Origin of the sequence: Vibrio sp. 397, assembly GCF_033339395.1 — a bacterium.
GTDB lineage: Bacteria > Pseudomonadota > Gammaproteobacteria > Enterobacterales > Vibrionaceae > Vibrio > Vibrio alginolyticus.
The window spans coordinates 325,484-345,924 of record NZ_JAWOUN010000002.1 but is presented as its reverse complement, the minus strand read 5'-3'; the positions used below and the strand labels follow the sequence as shown (position 1 = coordinate 345,924).

Here is a 20,441-nt window from a genome sequence, read left to right as displayed (position 1 = left end):
ATCATTTTTTATTGACCACATGTAATTTCAGTAAAAGTCGCTTATTTGAAAAGGTTTTATGTGATTTAGAGCAAAGTTATGGTCTACTGTAGTTGCGGATAAATGACAGTAGGAAGAATACACGAATCGAAGTGGCTGTTGTTACCTATTTGACTGCTCATACCGTTGCCATTCCGCTGTTAACTCTGCTTTTTCTTTTCTCGCTGCAATCAGCATTTCTATATTTACGTCAGTGTTTGGGTGCCTTTGAATGTATCGCTCGTAATCAACCGGAACACCATTGATGTGCAGTTCAAGATGTAAATGCGGCCCTGTTGTTCTTCCTGTGTTACCCGTTTTCCCTATCACTTGTCCTCGGCTGATCTTCTCACCAACATGGACGTTGCGCTGAGATAAGTGTAGGTAGCGTGATACAGAGCCATTTGTGTGGCGGATATTAATGTAGTTGCCGGCAAAACGGTTGTAGCGGGACTTTAAAACGACGCCATCAGCAATACTACGAATCGGTGTACCTACAGGTGTGGCATAATCAGTGCCTAAGTGCGGAGTCGTTATATTGGTCACTGGATGTGTTCGCTTTAAGTCATAGTCAGAGCTCACTCTGTAGTTTTTATCAAAGGGTGAAGAAAACATGAACTGATTATTTATCGACACACCATGCTCATCAAATACGTTACCGTGACCATCATTGATAATAAATAAATCAGTTTTACTGCCTGAATAGTAAAAAGAACTAATGTAAGTTTCATTTTTACTATTTAATTTAGTTCTTAAGATAAAGTTATCACCTCTTTTAATAGAGTCAATAATATTAAACTTGCTTTTGATAAGTGCTAATAGCAAGTTGATCTCTTTTTGACTCACTCCTGATTTTAATAATGAAGCGACAAAAGAGTATTCAACAACACCGATAGTGATTTTTTGCCTACGAGTCTTCTTTTTAATTGATGGCTGCACATTCTCACTTTCGAATTCTAAAGGCTTGATGGTAGGTAGCCTATCCACAGGAGTGAGGAAGTAGTGAGAAAGCGATACGCTAATCAATATGATTAACGCAGTAGTGATAAGGGCTACGGTAGGAGCTTGCACACTCCTTTTTATTATTAAAATAGTCATTAGTTTTGTTGGTTTATCAATACTGACAGTTGTGCGTAGAGTATAATATTTTAAATAAAAACTAGCATTAAAGCATGAGTAATTCCTCTGTTTTAACTAAGTTAATGATTATAGGATGTAAAAATAATTTTAATAATTCAGTCAAAGTGACGGTTGGCTTGGTGTTTATGCCTATTTTGTTGGTGTTAATGTCACGTTGAGAAAATATTTTTCAATAATATAATCTCGGGAAAATATATTTTGCCAAATTACTATGTTCGCTAAAAATACGCTGAAATTAACATTAGGTCTTACGCTTACATCTCTTTTATTGAGTGCATGTGGTGGTGGTGATGGAGGAGACAACACACCTCCAGCTAGAAGCAAAGGAAGCATTTCCGGTATGGTGTTTGACGCCCCAGTCAATGGCGCCAAGATTGAGGTTTTCGAGTTCAAAAATGGAAACTTAGGTCGGAAGTTGGCTAACACGACGTCTGATGCCTTCGGAAACTATCTGCTAGAGTTTGAATCGTCGTCAATGCCTCTTTTTGTTGTTGCAAAAGAGGGGAGTTATACCGATCCGTTTACAAATGAAACGGTATCTGTGAGCAATGCGAAGACACTTAAATTTGAAGGTGTTGTGAACTTTAAAGAGGGGAGTGAGCAAAAGTTAATGCTTACTCCGCTGTCGAACTTGGCAGCAGGCTTGGCAAAGTACAAAATTTCCCAGGGGGCCACAGATGAGAGTGCCTTTTCAACTGCTTTGGATAGTATCAATAGCATGTATGGTTTTGACGTAAATGAGACCAAACCTATTGATATTACCAAAGGTGGGCAAAGCAGTTTTGCTAGTACTGGGCATCAATACGGCGCTTTATTAACAGCATACTCGTCTTACTCTTACGATCTTATAAAAAAATACGGCAACAGCGATAACGTCTACACTTCAATGCATTTCGCTGACATCCAATATCGGGATGTTATTGCAGATGGTGTTCTTGATGGTCTTGAAGTGAGCCAGACTTCAGGAGCAGTGACTCCCCTCAGCTTTGGACAGAAAAAGATAAACAGCGACGTTTACACACGTGACTTATCTCAGCACGTTTTGATCGTGGTAAACGACCCAAGTATCAATATTTCTGGTACTGATGCTGCCGACTATGTCGACTTTAGTAAGAAGCTTAATGACTTAGGTACATATGGCAGTACAGATGGCGTCATTCCACCGCGAGATGGGACGGAGATTGATACCACAGCGCCTATCGTGACACGCATTGACCGTGATGTACTTGCAGGCACCGATAAAGTTGACCTAAAAATTGTTGATGATATCGGTGTAGAAGACGTATCCGCCTTTATTCAGTATCAGATTAATGGCTCTTGGTCTGGTGAATTTCAATGTAACGACATACAAGATTTTGGAAGCACATTCTGTTCGGTTGAATTTGATGATTTTGAAGTTGGCCTTCGAGAGACCAACGTTAAAGTTAACATTAATACCAAAGAGATCGATAGTGTAGATATGAACCCTGCCACAGGGCTCTCAAACGTAACAGCAGCACGGTTAGTCTTGTATACAGCAGATGTACTGGGTAATGAGTTAATTCCAGGCAGCCATTCGGGTCTTCATATCAACTTTGAATGGGATAACGATGCGCCTGTTATCGATATTACATCGGCGAGTGCAATTAATAACCAACTTAAAGAATACGTTCTGAAAGGGGTTGTAAAAGAAAGCTCGCAAGAGATTAGTTCGGTCAGTATTTCATTTAAAGATGGCTTACATGAGGGCGTCACATGTTCTCCTGTCACTGTAGAGTCTGGAAATGCTTGTGAGTTTAGTAAGGCTTACCCAACTGATGAATTCCTATCTACGACGGTCTTTGAGGTTCGAGCGAAGGATAGCAAAGGCAATACGGGCTCTGCGCAGCATGCAGTAAGTCGTGACGATCAAGCGCCAGCACAGACGATAACCTATCCTGAAGGTACGTCAATGACGTACGTAAATGTGGGTTTAGATGGTGAACGAACCACTTACGATGGTATCTACTCTCAAGATACGTACACCCCAGACAATGTTCAAGCAAGCCGCGATTTCCTGAAGATTGATTATGCGTACGCAAGTTTAGGGATTCAGAACTCATTAAAAGGGATAGATTTTAGTAACTTCAACGCTAATTTATTGAAAGAGAATAAAATCCCTTATGTTCGTGTGAAAGTTTCAGACGTAAACACCGATACGGTTTTAGGCTCCAACGCTAATAAGCTTAAGCTCGTCGTCAAGTACTTCGTAAGCCAAAACAACGATAACAACTACTCACTTCAGCAAGTTATTGACACAACCGCATCAGATGACGATTACATCGCAAAAATTCCGCACGAAACGCTGTTAGATAGCAATGGGCGAGTAGAGGATGTCATCTATTACATTCCTTTTGTAAGAGATATTTTTGGTGACAGCTTTAAATCGGTATCAGAAAACAGTAGTCAAAAGTTAGTCATTCAAACCGTCGATGAGTCTGATAACGAAAGCACTCCAAGAGAAGTATATTTTAGAAGTAGCTTTGACCTACCAACCATAAAAGTGGTGACACCATTTATTGGTGCGCGAGCTCAACTTGAAGGGTTGAGCCCAAGTGGTGAATTCACTTCACTTGCAAGTTGTACCACTATCCAGCAACTGGAAAGTGACCAGTCCATGGCTCTTGACGTAGCGAGCTGTGAAACCACAACTGACGTAGTGAATTATGATTTCATGCGTGTTCGTTTAATTGGTATCGAAGGCAGTGAGCCATATTATTACCAATGGAAAAGAGATCCAGGGACCAAGAAAGTAACGGTTGACTTAAACAAGGCCAATATTGGTGTGTATTTTAAGCTCAAAGGTTCTCAAACTTACTATATTACTGAACTATCGACATATCAGACTGGTTTGTTTGATTTCCAGTGGGACCAAGTGACAGCGGGAGAGAAAACTTCAGAACGTGCGATTCAAATTCTTGATGATGTGCGCTACGCGTTATCAGGTACGAATAACAACTCATTCTTTGGGTTTGACCCAACGGTTGTGTCTTATGCAACCAATGAAATGCTTACAACTAAAGCGATTCCAGACAAGCCATCAAATGACTATCTACACCGATTCCTTGTTGAAGCAATTGATAGTATTGCCGAGAGAATGCCAAGAAATAACTCATTAGATTTTGCATCTGCTATTTACGATGATTTTAGCTACGATGGAAAAGCAAATGGTGTAGGGGCAGGAGGAAGTCAAGTTACGCTCGATTCTTACACGTTTGGCGCTGAAACTTACCGAAAAGATCTGGCGCAATCCTATTATGAAATCATGGCGAGCAAATACGGTATTGAGACCAATATCGCGCAGCTCTATGCTGATGATGTTTCGATGGCTAATCCTGACTTAAATGGTAAGAACATTTTTGATACAGAGGGTAGCAGTATCGATACCTTGCCGCCGCAGCCAAAATTAACCATTGAAAGCGGTAGAGAGACGATGGTTGGTAATAGGCTTTATATCGCTGGCGAGGTTGTTTCTAAAATTGTCCTAGACGATCCTTCTGGTATTGTAGGAACCGACGCTCACGGCCCGAAGTTTAGCACGATGTGGTATCAAGCCAATGAGCCAAATATTGAAATACCACTGGACATCAACATCGTAGAAAACTCAGACAGCAGCAATGCTTATCGAAAAGAGTACTTCTTCACCCTTAACTCCCAGTCTAGTGAACTAAAAGATATTATAGAGTTTGCCGTGGAGACCAGTGCTATGGACCCACATGGCAATGCGTATGGTTACAATGGTAAATCTCCGTTTATAGAATCGGTGTTTATTGATAACGACTTCCCTAAGGCCAGTTACCTTCCACCGAATGATGTCGATGGTAAACCTGTAGAAAACGGTATTTATTTAAATGCGAACAATACTCATGAATTAACCTTCAAGGTTGAGGATATTGTTGGTGATAAGCTTGCCTCGAGGGGCCTTGTTTTCTATCAGCAAACCGGTGAAAAAGTAACATATACACCAGAAAACTTTGCAAGTAACTCGAAAGACGCGTTTAAAGTCAAACTATGTACGGGCGAGATTTGTTCAAATCAAGGCTCTACGATTTATCCTGGTGATGGAGATTGGTTAGTTGTTGCAGCAGCAGAGGACAACTTAGGTAACTCCGTTTCAGAGTTAACTAGCACCGCTCCGAGATTCAATATTCGTATCGACTCTGAAGCCCCTATTGTAAAAAGTGAGCAGGTTCAAAGCCGTTTAGGTGGTAATAACCAATGGACACCTGTCATTGATTGGGGGACGTTAAGCTCTGGCAATAACGTAAAAATAGATTTGCGCCGCGGATCTGGTCAGGCTCTGACATTAGAAAGCTGTGACCCTCTAACAGAGGCGTGTGACGTACCATACCTAGTTGGTGAACAGCCTGACGTCAAAGTCCAACTGGTTTCAAAAGCATTTGATTACGATGAATGGAATGAATTTTACGTCACTGCGACGGACAACGCTTACCCTGCCAATGTCAGTACAACAGGGAAATTCACATTCCAAGTCGATAACAAAGGCCCTGAAATCATCCTAAATACACCTTGGGTTGAAGACACATTGTCCAAAGAGAACTATGTCATAGGGCGTGAGTTCAACGTGCGATTTAAATCCGTAATAGACGATTCAGACCTTGAGCAAGTCTCGCTGTATCAAAGTGGTAAAGATTCGCCAATTAAGACAATTGTGCCAACGGATTCATCTAAAGAGTTTGTCATGTCTCTTATCAAGAGTGACACAGATAAAATAGACATTTCTGAAGATGAAAAAACAACGTCATTGTATGTAAAAGCAACCGATATTTATGGTTTTGAGTCTAGTTCTAACACGCACAAGGTTATTCTTGATCGTGATGGACCAACATTAGGATTAAGTGGTTTCAATGCGAATGACTACTACTTAGGTAACTATGTCTTTGACCTAACGGCGCTAGACCTAAATGCAAACGGTGATGTTTCAATTAATGGCGTAAATCGAGAAAGCCTAGAGTATTGGACGTTTAGCGATCTGGAACCATTACCTGGCTCTCCCGGTACAAAAATCAATGATGATCTCAAAGTGAGCCTTGGTGATTTAGGTACGGGTACACACAAGGTTCGTTTAAAAGGGTCTGATGTTCGTGGCAACACAACCTTAACCAGTGATGAGCAAGATTTTACCGTCAAAGTGTACAACTCAATCCCGCAGGTGACGCTGGCGATGAGTTACACGGATGGAACGCCAATTACAAACAACACCATCTATCAAGATGGGAATATCGTACTGACGCTTGATATTGTTGATGATAGTGGCGTTGATCGAATTGACTCAACTTATAGATTCTCTGGAGAGCAAAACGGGACTAACTTTACGTTCTCAGAAACCGCAGATGGCACTTGGACTGCAACGTTGCTTTCTACACAAATTGCCAAAGATGGTAATTATGAACTTGATATCAAAGTTTATAACAAAGTTCGTTACCTTGATGAAAAAGACCGAAAGGTTGGAAAAGTAAACCAAACCTTTAGCGTACAGCGTGAAGGCGTGGTTCTAACAGTTGAAAGCCCGCTGGACTTCCAAAATTACTTATCTGATGGTGTTCTTGATGTCACCTTTACTACATTGAGTGCGGTCAAAGCCAAAACGTTAGAGTGTTGGGTTCGTGAAGAATACAACTCTCTAGATGCGCCACCAACTAATGAGCAACCAACTTCTGGTGTTATCAACGTATCGCAAGAACCTTACAGTTGTAGTGTCAATGTTGGGCAAAACATGACCAAAGCACCTGTTACTTTGATCACTAAAACCTTGGGTACAAATGGGCGTGAAACGATCAACAAGTTCAATTTCTCGATGGTGGATATTGATGCACCGACAGTCGTAGATGGTAACTCATACAGTTTTAAAGGAAGTGATGTTTGGTTTGATGAAGCTTTGAAGAAGAAGATGCTCACATTTGAGCTCTCTTTCAATGATGCTTTATCAGGCGTGAATACCGAAAGTTCAGATGAATATCCAAAGTTGGTTCGTAATCTTGGCAACAAAGCTTATACACCAACGACTTGTGCCAAAGGTGTTGGAAATATCAAGTGTACGTATTCTGAATCCTATGCCGATATTATTGATGGCCTGAGTACAACTCAAGAATACAAAATCAAGAACTTATCTGATTTAGCAGGAAACTTGACGCCAGAGCACGATCTACTGCTTGAATTACCTAAAGGTTCGGTAGTCGTTGAAATTACTGATCCGGTTGGAAACACAACCATTAATGGTCAGCAGCTTGTCGCCAAATTCAGAATTAAGCTGTATGAAAACTCTAGACTAGACAATGTGACGGCCAGGTTTGGAACGGAATCCTACAACTATAAAGATAATCCGGAGAAGTTTGCGCAATTAGAGGTGTGTGCAGATGATCCAACTTACAAGTGTTCAACATTTACGAGTGAACTTCCTAGCGATGCGGATGGAAAAACGATCAGGACAACGATTACAGCAACGGATGTGTGGTCGAGAGTCGGTGAAGCGACCGTTGATATTAAAGTTGACAACACACCTCCAAGTGTTGGCGATGAGATTATCGTAACCGAATCGCCAACAAATCCTGATAATGTTCGTTTTCGTTTTGACATAACGGACACTGGTAGCAGCCTCGAAAAAGTAAACTACTCGGTTTTAAACCCGAGTTATCAAGAAGAAAGAGTAGAGGATGGGAATGGTTCATCTACGTACTTTGAACTACCGAAATCTCAGTTAGAGGGGCGTGGTTCAATCACAGTAGACATCAAAGCGACAGATAGCGTCGGACTGTATTCTGATATCAGAAAAGTCATTGATATTAGTGTTCCTAAAGTCACAGTTGATTTCGATGGAATTACGAGTTTGCAGGGTGGGAAACTGTTTTTAACCAAGGCAAGCCAGCCGTTTACGGTATCTACGGTGGAAGGAGAAAGAGTGAAAGCTTCACAATATTCTGTGGAGCTTATTCCAAGCCTCGGTGATTCCTTGCGTTACTCAGGTGATGTTATCTCATCTAGTGGTAATGGAATGATGAACTTTGCCGTCGATAACCAAGGGTCATATACCCTTAAGGTGACGGTGACGGACTCAGTTGGAAGAGAGAATACAAGCTTTGAATTACTAGGAAAAAGTTATGATGGAAAGGTTATCGAGTCTATTGTTGATTATGACGCTCCAAGTATTTCGGGCTTAAGTGCTAATCAAACCTCTAAGGTGCCGACAAACGATAAGTATCAACTAGAAATTAGTGCATACATTACAGATAAAAATTTAAATCTCGTCACGTCAAAAGCGGTGAGTGGTGGTAGCACAGTGGCTCCTCAAGCGATTACTGAGCCGACAACCGAAGCGGGGCCTTATGTCATAAGCTATTTGTTACCTAAAGGCGATCATACAATCACGGTGGCAGCAACAGACAAGGTGGATAACAAGAGTGAAAGTTCTATTGACGCGCATGTGGAAGCGGCAACCGTTCCCGGGCTAAGTATCTCTACCGCCTCAAGCGCCCCTCTTTTTGGAGGCGAAGAGATTACGCTTGCGTTTAACTTTACAGAAGAAGTTACGAACTTTGATATCTCAGATGTCCATCTTGTCGCTAGTGATAGCGGTGCAACAGGAACGTTAAAACAAGATACGTGGTCCACTTCAGACAACGTTACCTGGACGGTTAATTACATCAGTCCAGAAAAGCAAGATAAAAACATAACAATACAGGTAGAGGATGATAGCTATCAAAGTACCAACACAATTCCTGGAAAAGGAAGCAGCTTAAGTATCGCGGTTGAAGGAACCTTACCAAAACTGACCAATGTGACATTTAACCCCGAGCATCAGAGCGTGGGGCAAAGCGTGAGTGTCTCGCTTGAGTTTGATAAAGAGCTCCAAGAGGCGACCGCTACGCTTGGCGGCAATCGCATTAGTTCTCTGTCAGCAACGGCAGATAAAAAGGTTTGGGTTGGTGATGTACAAGTTCCGAGCACCGCGCTGTTAAGTGTCGACTTGGTTGTTAGTCAGTTTAAAGATTTGACTGGCAACATAGGTGAGGATAACACCGCTCACGAATTGCCAATCACGCCAACCTTAGCTATTAAGCCAGTGGGCAGTGTGGATGAAACGCATGCCGCCACGCTACAATTCGAAGGCACGTCGACACGTTTTGATGGTCAGTCCCTGCGTCTTGAAGTGAAAGCACAAGGCAGCGTGACGGTACTAAAAAGCGGCAGTGCAACAGTACAAGCCGGTGGCACTTGGACCAGTGACGCGATGGATATGAGTCACCAAACCAATGGCACTTATACCGTTATGGTGACGGGGACGAACTCAGCGGGCATTGAAGTAAGTGAAAGTCAGAGCTTTACACTGGCGCAGTCTCTGCCAACGCTGACTAACGTGACGTTTACGCCTGAGCACCAAGCCATCGGCCAAAGCGTGACGGTAACGCTGGAATTCGATAAAGATCTGCAATCCGCCGCAGCGGAGTTGGGTGGCACGACGATCACCTCATTAATGGCAACCGCGGACCCAAGTGTTTGGACTGGTGATGTAGTGGTACCAAGCACGTCAGAGCTGAATGTGGGGTTGCTTGTTCGTGACTACCAAGACTTATCAGGGAATACCGGTAGTCAGAACACGGCTTACTCCATGCCGATCACGCCAACCTTAGCTATTACGCCAGTGGGCAGTGTGGATGAAACGCATGCCGCCACGCTACAATTCGAAGGTACGTCAACACGTTTTGATGGTCAGTCCTTGCGTCTTGACGTGAAAGCCCAAGGCAGCGCGACGGTATTGAAAAGCAGCAGTGCAACGGTACAAGCCGGTGGCACTTGGACCAGTGACGCGATTGATATGAGTCACCAAACCAACGGCACTTACACCGTGATGGTGACGGGGACGAACTCTGCGGGCATTGAAGTGAGTGAAAGCCAGAGCTTTACACTCGCGCAGTCTCTGCCAACGCTGACTAACGCGACGTTTACGCCTGAGCACCAAGCCATCGGCCAAAGCGTGACGGTGACGCTAGAGTTCGATAAAGATCTGCAGTCAGCAGCGGCGGAGTTAGGTGGTACAACGATCACTTCATTAATGGCAACCGCGGACCCAAGTGTTTGGACTGGTGATGTGGTGGTACCAAGCACGTCAGAGATCAATGTGGCGTTGCTTGTTCGTGACTACCAAGACTTATCAGGGAATATCGGTAGTCAGAACACGGCTTACTCCATGCCGATAACGCCAACCTTAGCTATTACGCCAGTGGGTAATGTGGATGAAACGCATGCCGCCACGCTACAATTTGAAGGTACGTCGACACGCTTTGACGGTCAGTCCCTGCGTCTTGAAGTGAAAGCCCAAGGCAGCGCGACGGTATTGAAAAGCAGCAGCGCAACGGTACAAGCTGGTGGCACTTGGATCAGTGACGCAATGGACATGAGTCACCAAACCAATGGCACTTATACCGTGATGGTGACGGGGACGAACTCAGCGGGCATTGAAGTGAGTGAAAGCCAGAGCTTTACACTGGCGCAGTCTCTGCCAACGCTGACTAACGTGACGTATACGCCTGAGCACCAAGCCATCGGCCAAAGCGTGACGGTAACGCTGGAATTCGATAAAGATCTGCAATCCGCCGCGGCGGAGTTAGGTGGTACAACGATCACTTCATTAATGGCAACCGCGGACCCAAGTATTTGGACTGGTGATGTGGTGGTACCAAGCACGTCAGAGCTCAATGTGGCGTTGCTTGTTCGTGACTACCAAGATTTATCAGGGAATACCGGTAGTCAGAACACGGCTTACTCCATGCCGATCACGCCAACCTTAGCCATCACGCCAGTGGGTAATGTGGATGAAACGCATGCCGCCACGCTACAATTCGAAGGTACGTCAACACGTTTTGATGGTCAGTCCTTGCGTCTTGACGTTAAAGCCCAAGGCAGCGCGACGGTATTGAAAAGCAGCAGTGCGACGGTACAAGCCGGTGGCACTTGGACCAGTGACGCGATTGATATGAGTCATCAAACCAATGGCACTTACACCGTGATGGTAACGGGGACGAACTCAGCGGGTATTGAAGTGAGTGAAAGCCAGAGCTTTACACTCGTGCAGTCTCTGCCAACCTTGACTAACGTGACGTTTACGCCTGAGCACCAAGCCATCGGCCAAAGCGTGACGGTGACGCTGGAATTCGATAAAGCATTGCAAGGTGCTGTGGCGGAGTTAGGTGGCACGACGATCACTTCATTAGTGGCAACCGCGGACCCAAGTGTTTGGACTGGTGATGTGGTGGTACCAAGCACGTCAGAGCTGAATGTGGCGTTGCTTGTTCGTGACTACCAAGACTTATCAGGAAATACCGGTGGCCAGAACACGGCTTACTCCATGCCAATTACACCGACAATACACCTAGACGTTATCAACGATGTTACTGGAGTGGAAAGCGTGACAGTAAGTGGTAGCAGTGAACGGTTTGAAGATGGTGAGTTCATAGATATTAAAGCAGTCGACGCTGATGGTACAGAAGCCACAGGCATGGCTACCGTGCTTTCAGACTCATGGACAACTGATTTAGATCTTTCAGGACTGAAGGAGGGGGTAGTGACGATTTATGTAAATGGTACCAACAAGCTTTCCGCCTCTGCGGAAGAGGCTCAAGCAACATTTAACTATGATCGTTTCGCAAGTACAGCCTCCTTAGGTGCTGTTTACAACCGATATTTTAGTGAGAACAAAACTTTAAAAAATGCGGCATAAATAAAGCGAGCGTTTAGCTCGCTTTATTTCTTTGGGATTTTTTGTGATATTTATCAAAATAATTGCCTTTATTGATAAGTTACTCGAATTAATGAATCGTCTTAATACAAGGCTGAATAACTATAATAACTAGGCCAATGTTGCTTTTAGGTGTGTATGAAGTGATTGTGATGGTCGCTCGGCCGGTGCTGTGGTGAATGTGTCGCGTTGAAAATCTTTTTAAATATTATATATTTACGCTAGTTTCTATACTCTGAGTATAGTGTTCTGCATGAGGTCGATGGGTAATACCTCGCCTCTTTAACTCGCGATGAAGCAAATTTAATCCTAGCAAGCTTCAGAGCAGTTACTTTTGTGAGTGCGTAATGCGCTCACCTTTTTATTTAAACTTCCTCAGTAACAGTCAATTTGTTGTTTGTTGCTGAGGAGGGCACCTCATAAACTTCTGAATTTCCTCGTGCTTACCTGAAGCGCACGTTACTACGATTTTTGTTAACTTCAGTCCATAAATTAAATTTTTTAGATAGTAAGATTTTACCATTTTGACAGAGTGGGTGATGTTACTGGCTTTTATAGTGGTCAAATCGCATGTTTTGATAGCAAAAATGACCATTTTTTTGGTGTTTTTGATTTCGGGAGATTTTTCTATCTCGTTGAAAATAAATGGCTAAGTAAGTAGGATACGCAGACCAAATCGTACTTGTAAGCCTTATCAGCTTAATTGTCACCGCAGCCATATTTACGATGTTGGTTGTGGAGAATTCAAATGCATTTAGTTTGCAAATTTATACCTAGCTCGAAGCTATCCTCCAACGAGCTATCTTATGTTCTTACACCGGACGAGTGTATAGGACAGCTTTCGCGTTTGCGAAATTCAGATGACATCCTTAGAAACCTCCCTAAAGAATTGGCGCAAAAGATTTCCATCTCTGCCAAAAAAACGACCAGCGCATTGCTAGCTGCGATAAGAATCGAATTGGGGAAAGGCAATTGGGTGTCATTATCTACCGTTGCTCGTCGTTCGCCATTGACGGACTCTCAGCTGCAAAGCTTCCCTAGACTTAAATCACTCGTTGACTTTGTATCAGCTTCGAATGAAAGCAAAGCTTTTAAAGCAGGATACAAGCAGGTTACCGACGATGTTGCTTTAGTTCGTAGTTACACCCATGTCCCCTCTGAGCCAAGCCCAGATCAAAAAATCGTTGTCGAGTTTGCAGGGCAGTGGTCTAGCAACGCGGCATGTTTGATGTTGGGAAAAACCGAAGCTCAAAAAGAAAAAGTGACTGTAGGCAAGGCTGATACAGAAAACAAACACCGCAGCCTCGCGACGTTTAAAGATCTCGATGCTGAAGGTAAAACGCTTTATATCAAAATTCCTTGCTCCGACCAGCCTCAGCCAATCTTGCTTAAACTCGCCGAAGACCTGCAACCCGTTGATAAAGAAACTCAGATGGATGAGTGGGACAACGTGTTGGTGCCAGTAGTTCCAGTTCATAAGAGTGATTCAGGGTATGTATCTATCGATCGCGGTTATATTTATGTCGTTTGGCAATCAGAAGTTTGGCGAGAAATCCAAGTTCAAAACGACGGACGCTTTTCTGATGTCGATCTATTACTCTACCAAAGCACTAAGTCCTCGCCTCAAAGATCAGTCGATATTAGCTTATATGACGAAGACTCCGAAGCATTTCTGTCAGGGGAAGCGTTTCAGTTGTACCAAGACGGTAAAAAAGTCTTTGAGGGTGTGTTGGACGAATATGCTTGCGCCCGTGTTTTTGGTCTTACTGCAGAAGAAGTTGAGGTAGTGGTTGCGGGTTGGCCCAACGAAGGCGAAACATACACAGAATTACTTCAAACCGAATTGAGTCCATTTAAGGCTGGAAGTAAAACAAAGAGAGAGCCTCTTGGTGTTCCTTTGCCTCATATTTGGCTTCCATACAAAATAAACGGTAGCGTACAAAGTGATGTTGCTCTCTTCTATTCTCGGACTCAACTCAATACTCAGCAACTCAATGAATTAAAGAGTGGAAATAATGAAAAAGCGGTTAAAGTTAACCTCAGTGATTATTCTTCCGCTCACAACTTTGATGCGAGCTCTGAACCTGTGATTTCGCTGCCGAATCTAGATACTCAAGCGCCAAGCAAATCAGATTACAATATCATCAGCCAAAACGAGCAAGGTGTTGCTGCCGCTGTTGTTAACTCACCAAGTGAAGGCATTGTAATCACATATAAAAGTAACCCTCAGTGCGATCAACCGGATGATTTTTTCCAACTGGCGTGTGTTGATGAAACATGGAGCCAAAAGATTTTTTTGCGCGAGGCTGAGTTTGTGGATGAGTATTGTAAAGAAGTCGTGTTTAGCGGTTGGTTACCAGAAGTTAAAAGGGTCAATCTCACTCGTCATTGCCGATCTCATAACTCAGATAAAACGGTCTTAATGTCAGTTATTTATCAAGACATTGAACTCACGGAACTATTATAAAATGAAACGAACAACGTTAAGTATCACGCTTCTTTCGACAGTTATGTTATTAAATGGCTGTGGTGAAGAAAGTAATCAAACTTCGAATACGGTAACAACACAATCCGTAGAAAAAGAACCTACTCAGAAGGCTTGTTACGATGTCGGTGAAACAACGTCACTCGATCGCATAGATGTAACCGGACCACGCTGCCAATGGCAAAGTGAGCACAACTTTATTGTTTACTCTGAAGATCTGTCCAAGCCTGAATACCCAGGTACACTTCCCGTAAAACCAGGCTATGCTGTTCGCAGAGCAAAAGAGTGGCCTCGTGAAGACTTGTCTGATGCGAGCTCTTATGACAAACCTCGAATTCAGTTTTGGTGGAATAATGTCAGCTCACGAGACCCTCTCGTAAACGATTACGAAAATGGCTACAAAATTTGGAGCGTGAAAATTGATGGGACAGATTTACGTTTAGTTACGGATGATATGCCAAGTATGGCGTCACCTCAGACCTTTGTGACGAGCCGTTCCCCTAATAATCGTTATGTGGCATACGCATACAGTTATGGCGAGCCTCTGATAAAAGCGATCTTTGACTTAAAAACGCAACAGACCATTCAGTTGGGCAGTGCGCGCACCAAGCCATATTTAGTCTGGGCGGACGACTCTAGTTACATCTATTTCTCAGATGGTTTTAAGCGTTTTAAATACACACTAGCTACGGGAACCAAAGAAGAGGTAGATGTACCGTTGTCTGAAGATACGGTCATTGTAGATGGCAAGTTAATCAATGCCGCGGGCTTGGGGGTGGGAGTTTATGACGCCAAGACACTCAAACGCTTATACACGATTTTACCTGAAAAAGAGTTTGAAGACTCCGTCGATATTGAAAAGCGTATCTACCGCCAAATTGCCATCAGCCCTAATGGAAAATACGTGTGGGCAGTAAACTCGTACCGTAAAGTGTTGATCAACGTTGAAGAAAAAACGTGGCTTGCGTTTTCTAAGGAAGGCGATGAAAAGAACGTTTATGCTAAAGTGGGCAATATCAGTAACAACGGTAATGAAACACAAAGAGGAGCAGCAATAATAACCATAAGACGTTATGGGCCAGATCTCCGTTATGAAATGAATGGAAATGGTGCTCAGTCATGGAAGGTGATTCAATCTGGTCAAAACACGATAACACCAGTGTTATATAATGCCGATGCTAATTATGGACGCTTTCTGGAGGTAGATAACGATGAGTAATAACTTTAAGTATTTACCAACAGATGTCTATTTGTTCGGTGTCGATTTTCCTAATATTGGGGATGCACAGAACCCTCAATATAGAGCGATTAATATCGAAAAAGATCTGACCTCATTAGAAGAGTTGAAAAATATCCGCCCTATGTCACGTCTTCCTATTGCCATAAATTTAGGTGAGGAAAGCGCTGCTCTTTGGGCGACAGACGATTTAGGCCGTTTACATGTACTCGGTGATTCAACGCAGAAAAACCCAAAAACCAACGTCAATCAGGTTTTGGCACTGCGTTCGCCCGTACATGAACTAACACAGAAGACGTATAAGCTGTCTTTTCCTGAATGGTCAATGCTTACAGAGTTGGCGATTGGTGCGCAGAGTAAGGCTCGCCCAATCAAAAAGGCGTGCGCAGACCTCGCTTCTATCTTAGAAAAGCTAAAGGGGTATGGCGGTGATCAAACGCTTAACTCGCTAGAAAAAAAAGTGGAATATGCTGTTACAGAAGTAAAGCGTTCACAGCTCGCACCAAAATATGAAGTAGGTACTCAAGCGCTAACTGATGAGCAAGTTACATATAACAAATGGTATGACTCTGTACCTGAAGATAAGCCCATTCGTGGTTTTATCGTGCCAACTTTTTCATTTCTCGCTGTAGCGTTTTCAACCGATGATTATGACCTCGCTATTGTTGATGTAAAGCGTTTCGACGAGACAACGAGTACACATAAAAGCTTACAAGAAGAGGACACTGTAACGCAGGCTAAACTTGATAAAATCAGCGGTTCGCATCGTCCAATCGCGTTGTTTCCGTTGGCGTCAGAGGATTTTACTGATGGCATGTACACCATTGAAGTGGTTTTCGACCGAGAGTTAGCAGGTAAAATTCCCGAATTTGCCCAGAATGCCACTAATGTAACCAAAGAGTATGATGAGTTTGGACTTATCTCCAGAGTCACCTACGAGCTACGAGAGTACATCACGCTTAGCCAAACGACACCGTTTGGTAAGATCGCGGTTGTTGCGGGCGACATGATCTCACTTGAAGAGTCTTTGGTATACCAATTTCCTACGCAGTTTAAAGCTCTACAAGCCTTCCGAATGGGAGAGCTTGAAAAACTAGAGAATAGCGGAACGACTGCCAGTATGAGTGCTGCGCTGTGGGAGATTGGTACAAAAGTTACGCCAAGTTTGGTTAATGCTGGCATTAATATTCATCAAAATCCCTCCAGTAAACACGACGTGGTTGGAAGTTTAGCAAACACGTTTTGGGGGCAAGTAGATAAGGGCGCATTACCTCCAGCCATGATTTCGGCATTGGAGTTTTCATTTGGGGTATCGGCTACCGCAGCAGCTTACCAAACTCTTCAAGATTTACGCCAAGCGGCATCGGAATCCGAGCGTGCAGCACAAGTGGGCTTAAAAGTGCTCCTCAAAGAGAAGGGGTTTGACAAAAGTAAGTTCTTTACCAAGGTGATTGAACCTGCGAGAAATGGTAATGCCCACGTTGTGGCGGGGAGTGCTGCTAGAACGTGGTTGACAGGTAACGGCAGTATCAAAAGCTTTTTGTCGCCCTTTGCTGGTGCAGGGCTCAATGCAATCAACACCTTCTATGAGATAAAAGCGATCACTGACAAAAGCGAGCAATTACGCTTAGCAGAAGAGAAAGCTAAACTCAGGAAAAGTTATTTTGAGCAGGTATCACGCGATTATCTGAACTGGGTACCTGTCTGGAAAGAAAGTCTGAAGAGCGGGGAATTACTACTTAAGCAAATCATAGATAAGTTAGGCGACAATGTAACGTTTACTGACAGCATTCCTAATGACGTTGCTGAAGACAGTGCAATGTTTGTTAAAGACCATAAAGGTGCCGGTTTACGTTTGGTTTTTCCTTTTGATAACAACCAGGTTCAAGCCCCTCACTTGTCATATTTGGCTGCTGTCGATAAAGAATTATCTAAGATTCCAAATGCCGTTGTTGAAATCGAAGGGCATGCCTGTCAAAACGGTGATTCAGAATATAACCAAAACCTTTCGCAGCAGCGAGCGCAGCATGTTGCTGAGTTCTTTTCTTCAGTTAGTGACATTCGATTTTTTGGCGAACGTCGACCGATAGTCGAGGTACCAAACAACGAAATCAAACGCGAAAACGCGCAACTTAATATTAACCGACGTGTTGAGGTTCGAATCTACCTACAAGAGTTTGCGGCGAGAATTCCACCGAGTCGACTCGGCTTTAAGGCTATGGAGCAAGCGCGTTTAGCTCAGTTAAATGCGAACTTGGGAGAAGAAGCAATTGCAAAAGAGCTCAAGCTAGCTATCTTCGAGATGATCGTTGGTATGGCTTGCTATGCTCCGATAATAGGGCAGGCAGCAAGAGGCTTTTTCGTTGTCAAAGAAGGCGGAAAAATGCTGATGAGTGGTGCCCAGTTGCTTGACTCTGCACTCTTTGATTATTACTTGTCTTCTTACAACGAGGTTAGAAAAAGCGTATCTGCAATTGAACAACTTAGCCATGAAACCACAGAGATTATTGATTCATTGGCTGAGATTAATACGCAATTGACTGAGGTGTATTTTACGTCATCAGATGCGTTAGTTGAGCACTTAGGAAAAGCTACGGGTGCAAAGGAGCTGATTAAGCGCTATCAACGCCGTGCACTTGCTATTAATGGTTTGGTGCTTTTGATTCAAAGAGCTTGTGCTGAGGGCGAACAAGAGTTCACAGAACAGTGGCGAATATTAGCTATCGATGAATACATTCAGCGATATATTGAAACCGATGGTTGGATATTAAACACAGAGTTAAAAGAAAACTTGTGCAACTTGTGGATCCAAGAACTCATGCGTCGTGAGGGACGCAAGCAATTAGTTGAAAGTTACGGTGAAGAAATAGCTGAACAAATCATTACTCGTAACAAAGCCAACTATATTGCTCCAAAAAGGAAAGACGTTTCTGGGGCGTTTAATGTCGCGTTTCCAGTGCAAGACAAGCTCTATAATCGCGATCAACAACGAGGCTTAGTGGAGTTTGCGACACAGTTTAATGTTGAGTCTAAAAAATTATCAGAAGAGGACCTAGGGTTCGTTAGGTTATTAGTCTCTGAGCCTCATGACAACTCTAAATGGGTCACCTTTGATGAGTGGGAGAAGGTACGATTAAAAGCAAATAAAAAGGTGCGATTATCGCCTTTCCACCGTTTGAAGTGGCAAATGGTGTTAGGCAAACAAAGTCTGAAACAGATGACGTCAAATGTGTTTCAGTGTGAGATGTCTTATCAGCGCACTGACGGTTTACTTAATACCAGTGGACCTAAGTTTAATTTGATGTTCAAGCCGATGAAACACGAGGAATTTAGTGTAGATCCCAAAGGTGAGTTGGCCGAATTTTTTGAGGCGGAAAAAGCAGACGGCAAAGTCCTTATTGGTTGTGAGTTTGAACCGTATTTTTACTTTGGCGATGATGTCTTCTCTGGAGTGAAGCCTTTGATCGCTAAGCACGATTTAGTCGATTATAGCGGATACTTATCTCAAGTTGCTCTCGGTCCGATTTTTGGGCAGGTGATAAAAATTGACTCCCAACAAGATGTACTCAAAGAATATGTAAACAGCGGTGGCTTCAAAAATATGACCTATGAGTTCACTCTATCTGGAAGCAACTATAAGCTACCAGTACGAGTGGACAAGACAGTCGGACGATTTATTACGTCACCTAGACAGATTCCTGTAGGAGTCGATACAAACCATAACTATACACTCTCTGCTAAATCGGGCTTTATTGCGAACGGAAATAGTGTGTCAGAGAAAGATTTGTTAACGCTAGATTTTGTCTTACATAGTAAAGTTCATAAAGGCCCGACAAAGCCTGTTATCGATGACATTAAGCACAGTGCGATTGCGGTCAACTACGGAAATAAACGACAGTTTATGAACGAAGACAGTATGTTCACTACTGCTGATGAGCTCAAAGGTTTTGATTGGACTTCGAATAAGTCATTCGCTATGGAAGTTATGCTTATTGGTGGCAAGCACAGAAAAGAGTCGTATGAGGGACAAAACCTCGAATGGCAAAGTGTTCCAGTTTCACTAAAGCTATCTACTACTTTTGATAATGAAGCCGTATTCGGATCTGAAACTACCGCTGGTCCTGAGTATCTAAGTAACCTTACTTATATTGGGATACTAAAGAAAGACGGTTCTAAATGGACGCTAGATGACAGCGATGTGATTAACAAAAATATAGACGCAGATTTTGTCTCTGAGGCTCTATCCAACATAGACATGGATGAAGATTTCGATGGTAAGGTGGTCTACGCGTCTCGTTTCGAGTTCGCATTTAAAGCGCTGAACGGGCAAGAAATCAAGGGGCTTCGACCATTTGGACCCGTTGTCTCGACATCTGGTCGATTCCAAGAAGCAGTTCTAAAGGTGTCCTCTCTAGTACAACGTAATACAGCGGAAAAAACGCCGTTTAAACTTGAAAGCTTTGAGATGTCGTTGGGCAGGCAGTACAAAAATGTAGATGAGTTATCTTATTTTTCTGATTGTGAAGACCCAAGCTATAAAGTTGATAAAGATATGTACATCAACTGGGCAAAACTGAAACCTGAAGAGCGTACAGAACGTTTGGTAACTTGGATTAGAGACCCATACTTAGCAACTATCATTGAAGCGTCGATTCTCAATAAATAAAAAAACCGCCTTCGGGCGGTTTTTCTTTTCTTATCAATGGAAACTGAAGTAAGATTTCTCGCTTCTCGCTTCTCGCTTCTCGCTTCTCGCTTCTCGCTTCTCGCTTCTCGCTTCTCGCTTCTCG

Annotated in this window: 5 protein-coding genes; 4 read left to right on the top strand and 1 reads right to left on the bottom strand. The window is 43.2% G+C overall.

Annotated features, from left to right (window positions below; genetic code table 11):
* Nucleotides 1–141 precede the first annotated feature (141 nt).
* Nucleotides 142–1,116, bottom strand: a complete 975-nt coding sequence (locus R7P36_RS04490; RefSeq protein WP_318122026.1) for a peptidoglycan DD-metalloendopeptidase family protein — start codon at nucleotides 1,114–1,116, stop codon at nucleotides 142–144.
* Between the two features lie 253 nt (nucleotides 1,117–1,369).
* Between R7P36_RS04490 and R7P36_RS04485 the strand changes: the two genes are divergently transcribed.
* From R7P36_RS04485 to R7P36_RS04470, 4 genes are all read left to right on the top strand, one after another.
* Entirely contained in the window at nucleotides 1,370–11,911 is a 10,542-nt protein-coding gene (locus R7P36_RS04485) for a tandem large repeat (protein ID WP_318122025.1), read from the top strand.
* Between the two features lie 766 nt (nucleotides 11,912–12,677).
* Nucleotides 12,678–14,396, top strand: coding sequence for a hypothetical protein (locus tag R7P36_RS04480; protein WP_203345345.1), 1,719 nt, complete (start codon nucleotides 12,678–12,680; stop codon nucleotides 14,394–14,396).
* Between the two features lies 1 nt (nucleotide 14,397).
* A complete protein-coding gene (locus R7P36_RS04475) occupies nucleotides 14,398–15,633 on the top strand; it encodes a TolB family protein (protein ID WP_054574686.1) in 1,236 nt (411 codons plus the stop codon).
* Nucleotides 15,626–20,317: an OmpA family protein gene (locus tag R7P36_RS04470; RefSeq protein ID WP_136976733.1), complete on the top strand. Its 4,692-nt coding sequence runs from the start codon at nucleotides 15,626–15,628 to the stop codon at nucleotides 20,315–20,317. The genes R7P36_RS04475 and R7P36_RS04470 overlap by 8 nt, the downstream gene beginning before the upstream one ends.
* Nucleotides 20,318–20,441 lie beyond the last annotated feature (124 nt).

Excerpts from the sequence above, each read along its gene's own strand:
- R7P36_RS04470 (WP_136976733.1), top strand. The coding sequence starts at position 15,626 with ATGAGTAATAACTTTAAGTATTTACCAACAGATGTCTATTTGTTCGGT.
- R7P36_RS04490 (WP_318122026.1), bottom strand. The coding sequence starts at position 1,116 with ATGACTATTTTAATAATAAAAAGGAGTGTGCAAGCTCCTACCGTAGCC.
- R7P36_RS04480 (WP_203345345.1), top strand. The coding sequence starts at position 12,678 with ATGCATTTAGTTTGCAAATTTATACCTAGCTCGAAGCTATCCTCCAAC.
- R7P36_RS04475 (WP_054574686.1), top strand. The coding sequence starts at position 14,398 with ATGAAACGAACAACGTTAAGTATCACGCTTCTTTCGACAGTTATGTTA.
- R7P36_RS04485 (WP_318122025.1), top strand. The coding sequence starts at position 1,370 with ATGTTCGCTAAAAATACGCTGAAATTAACATTAGGTCTTACGCTTACA.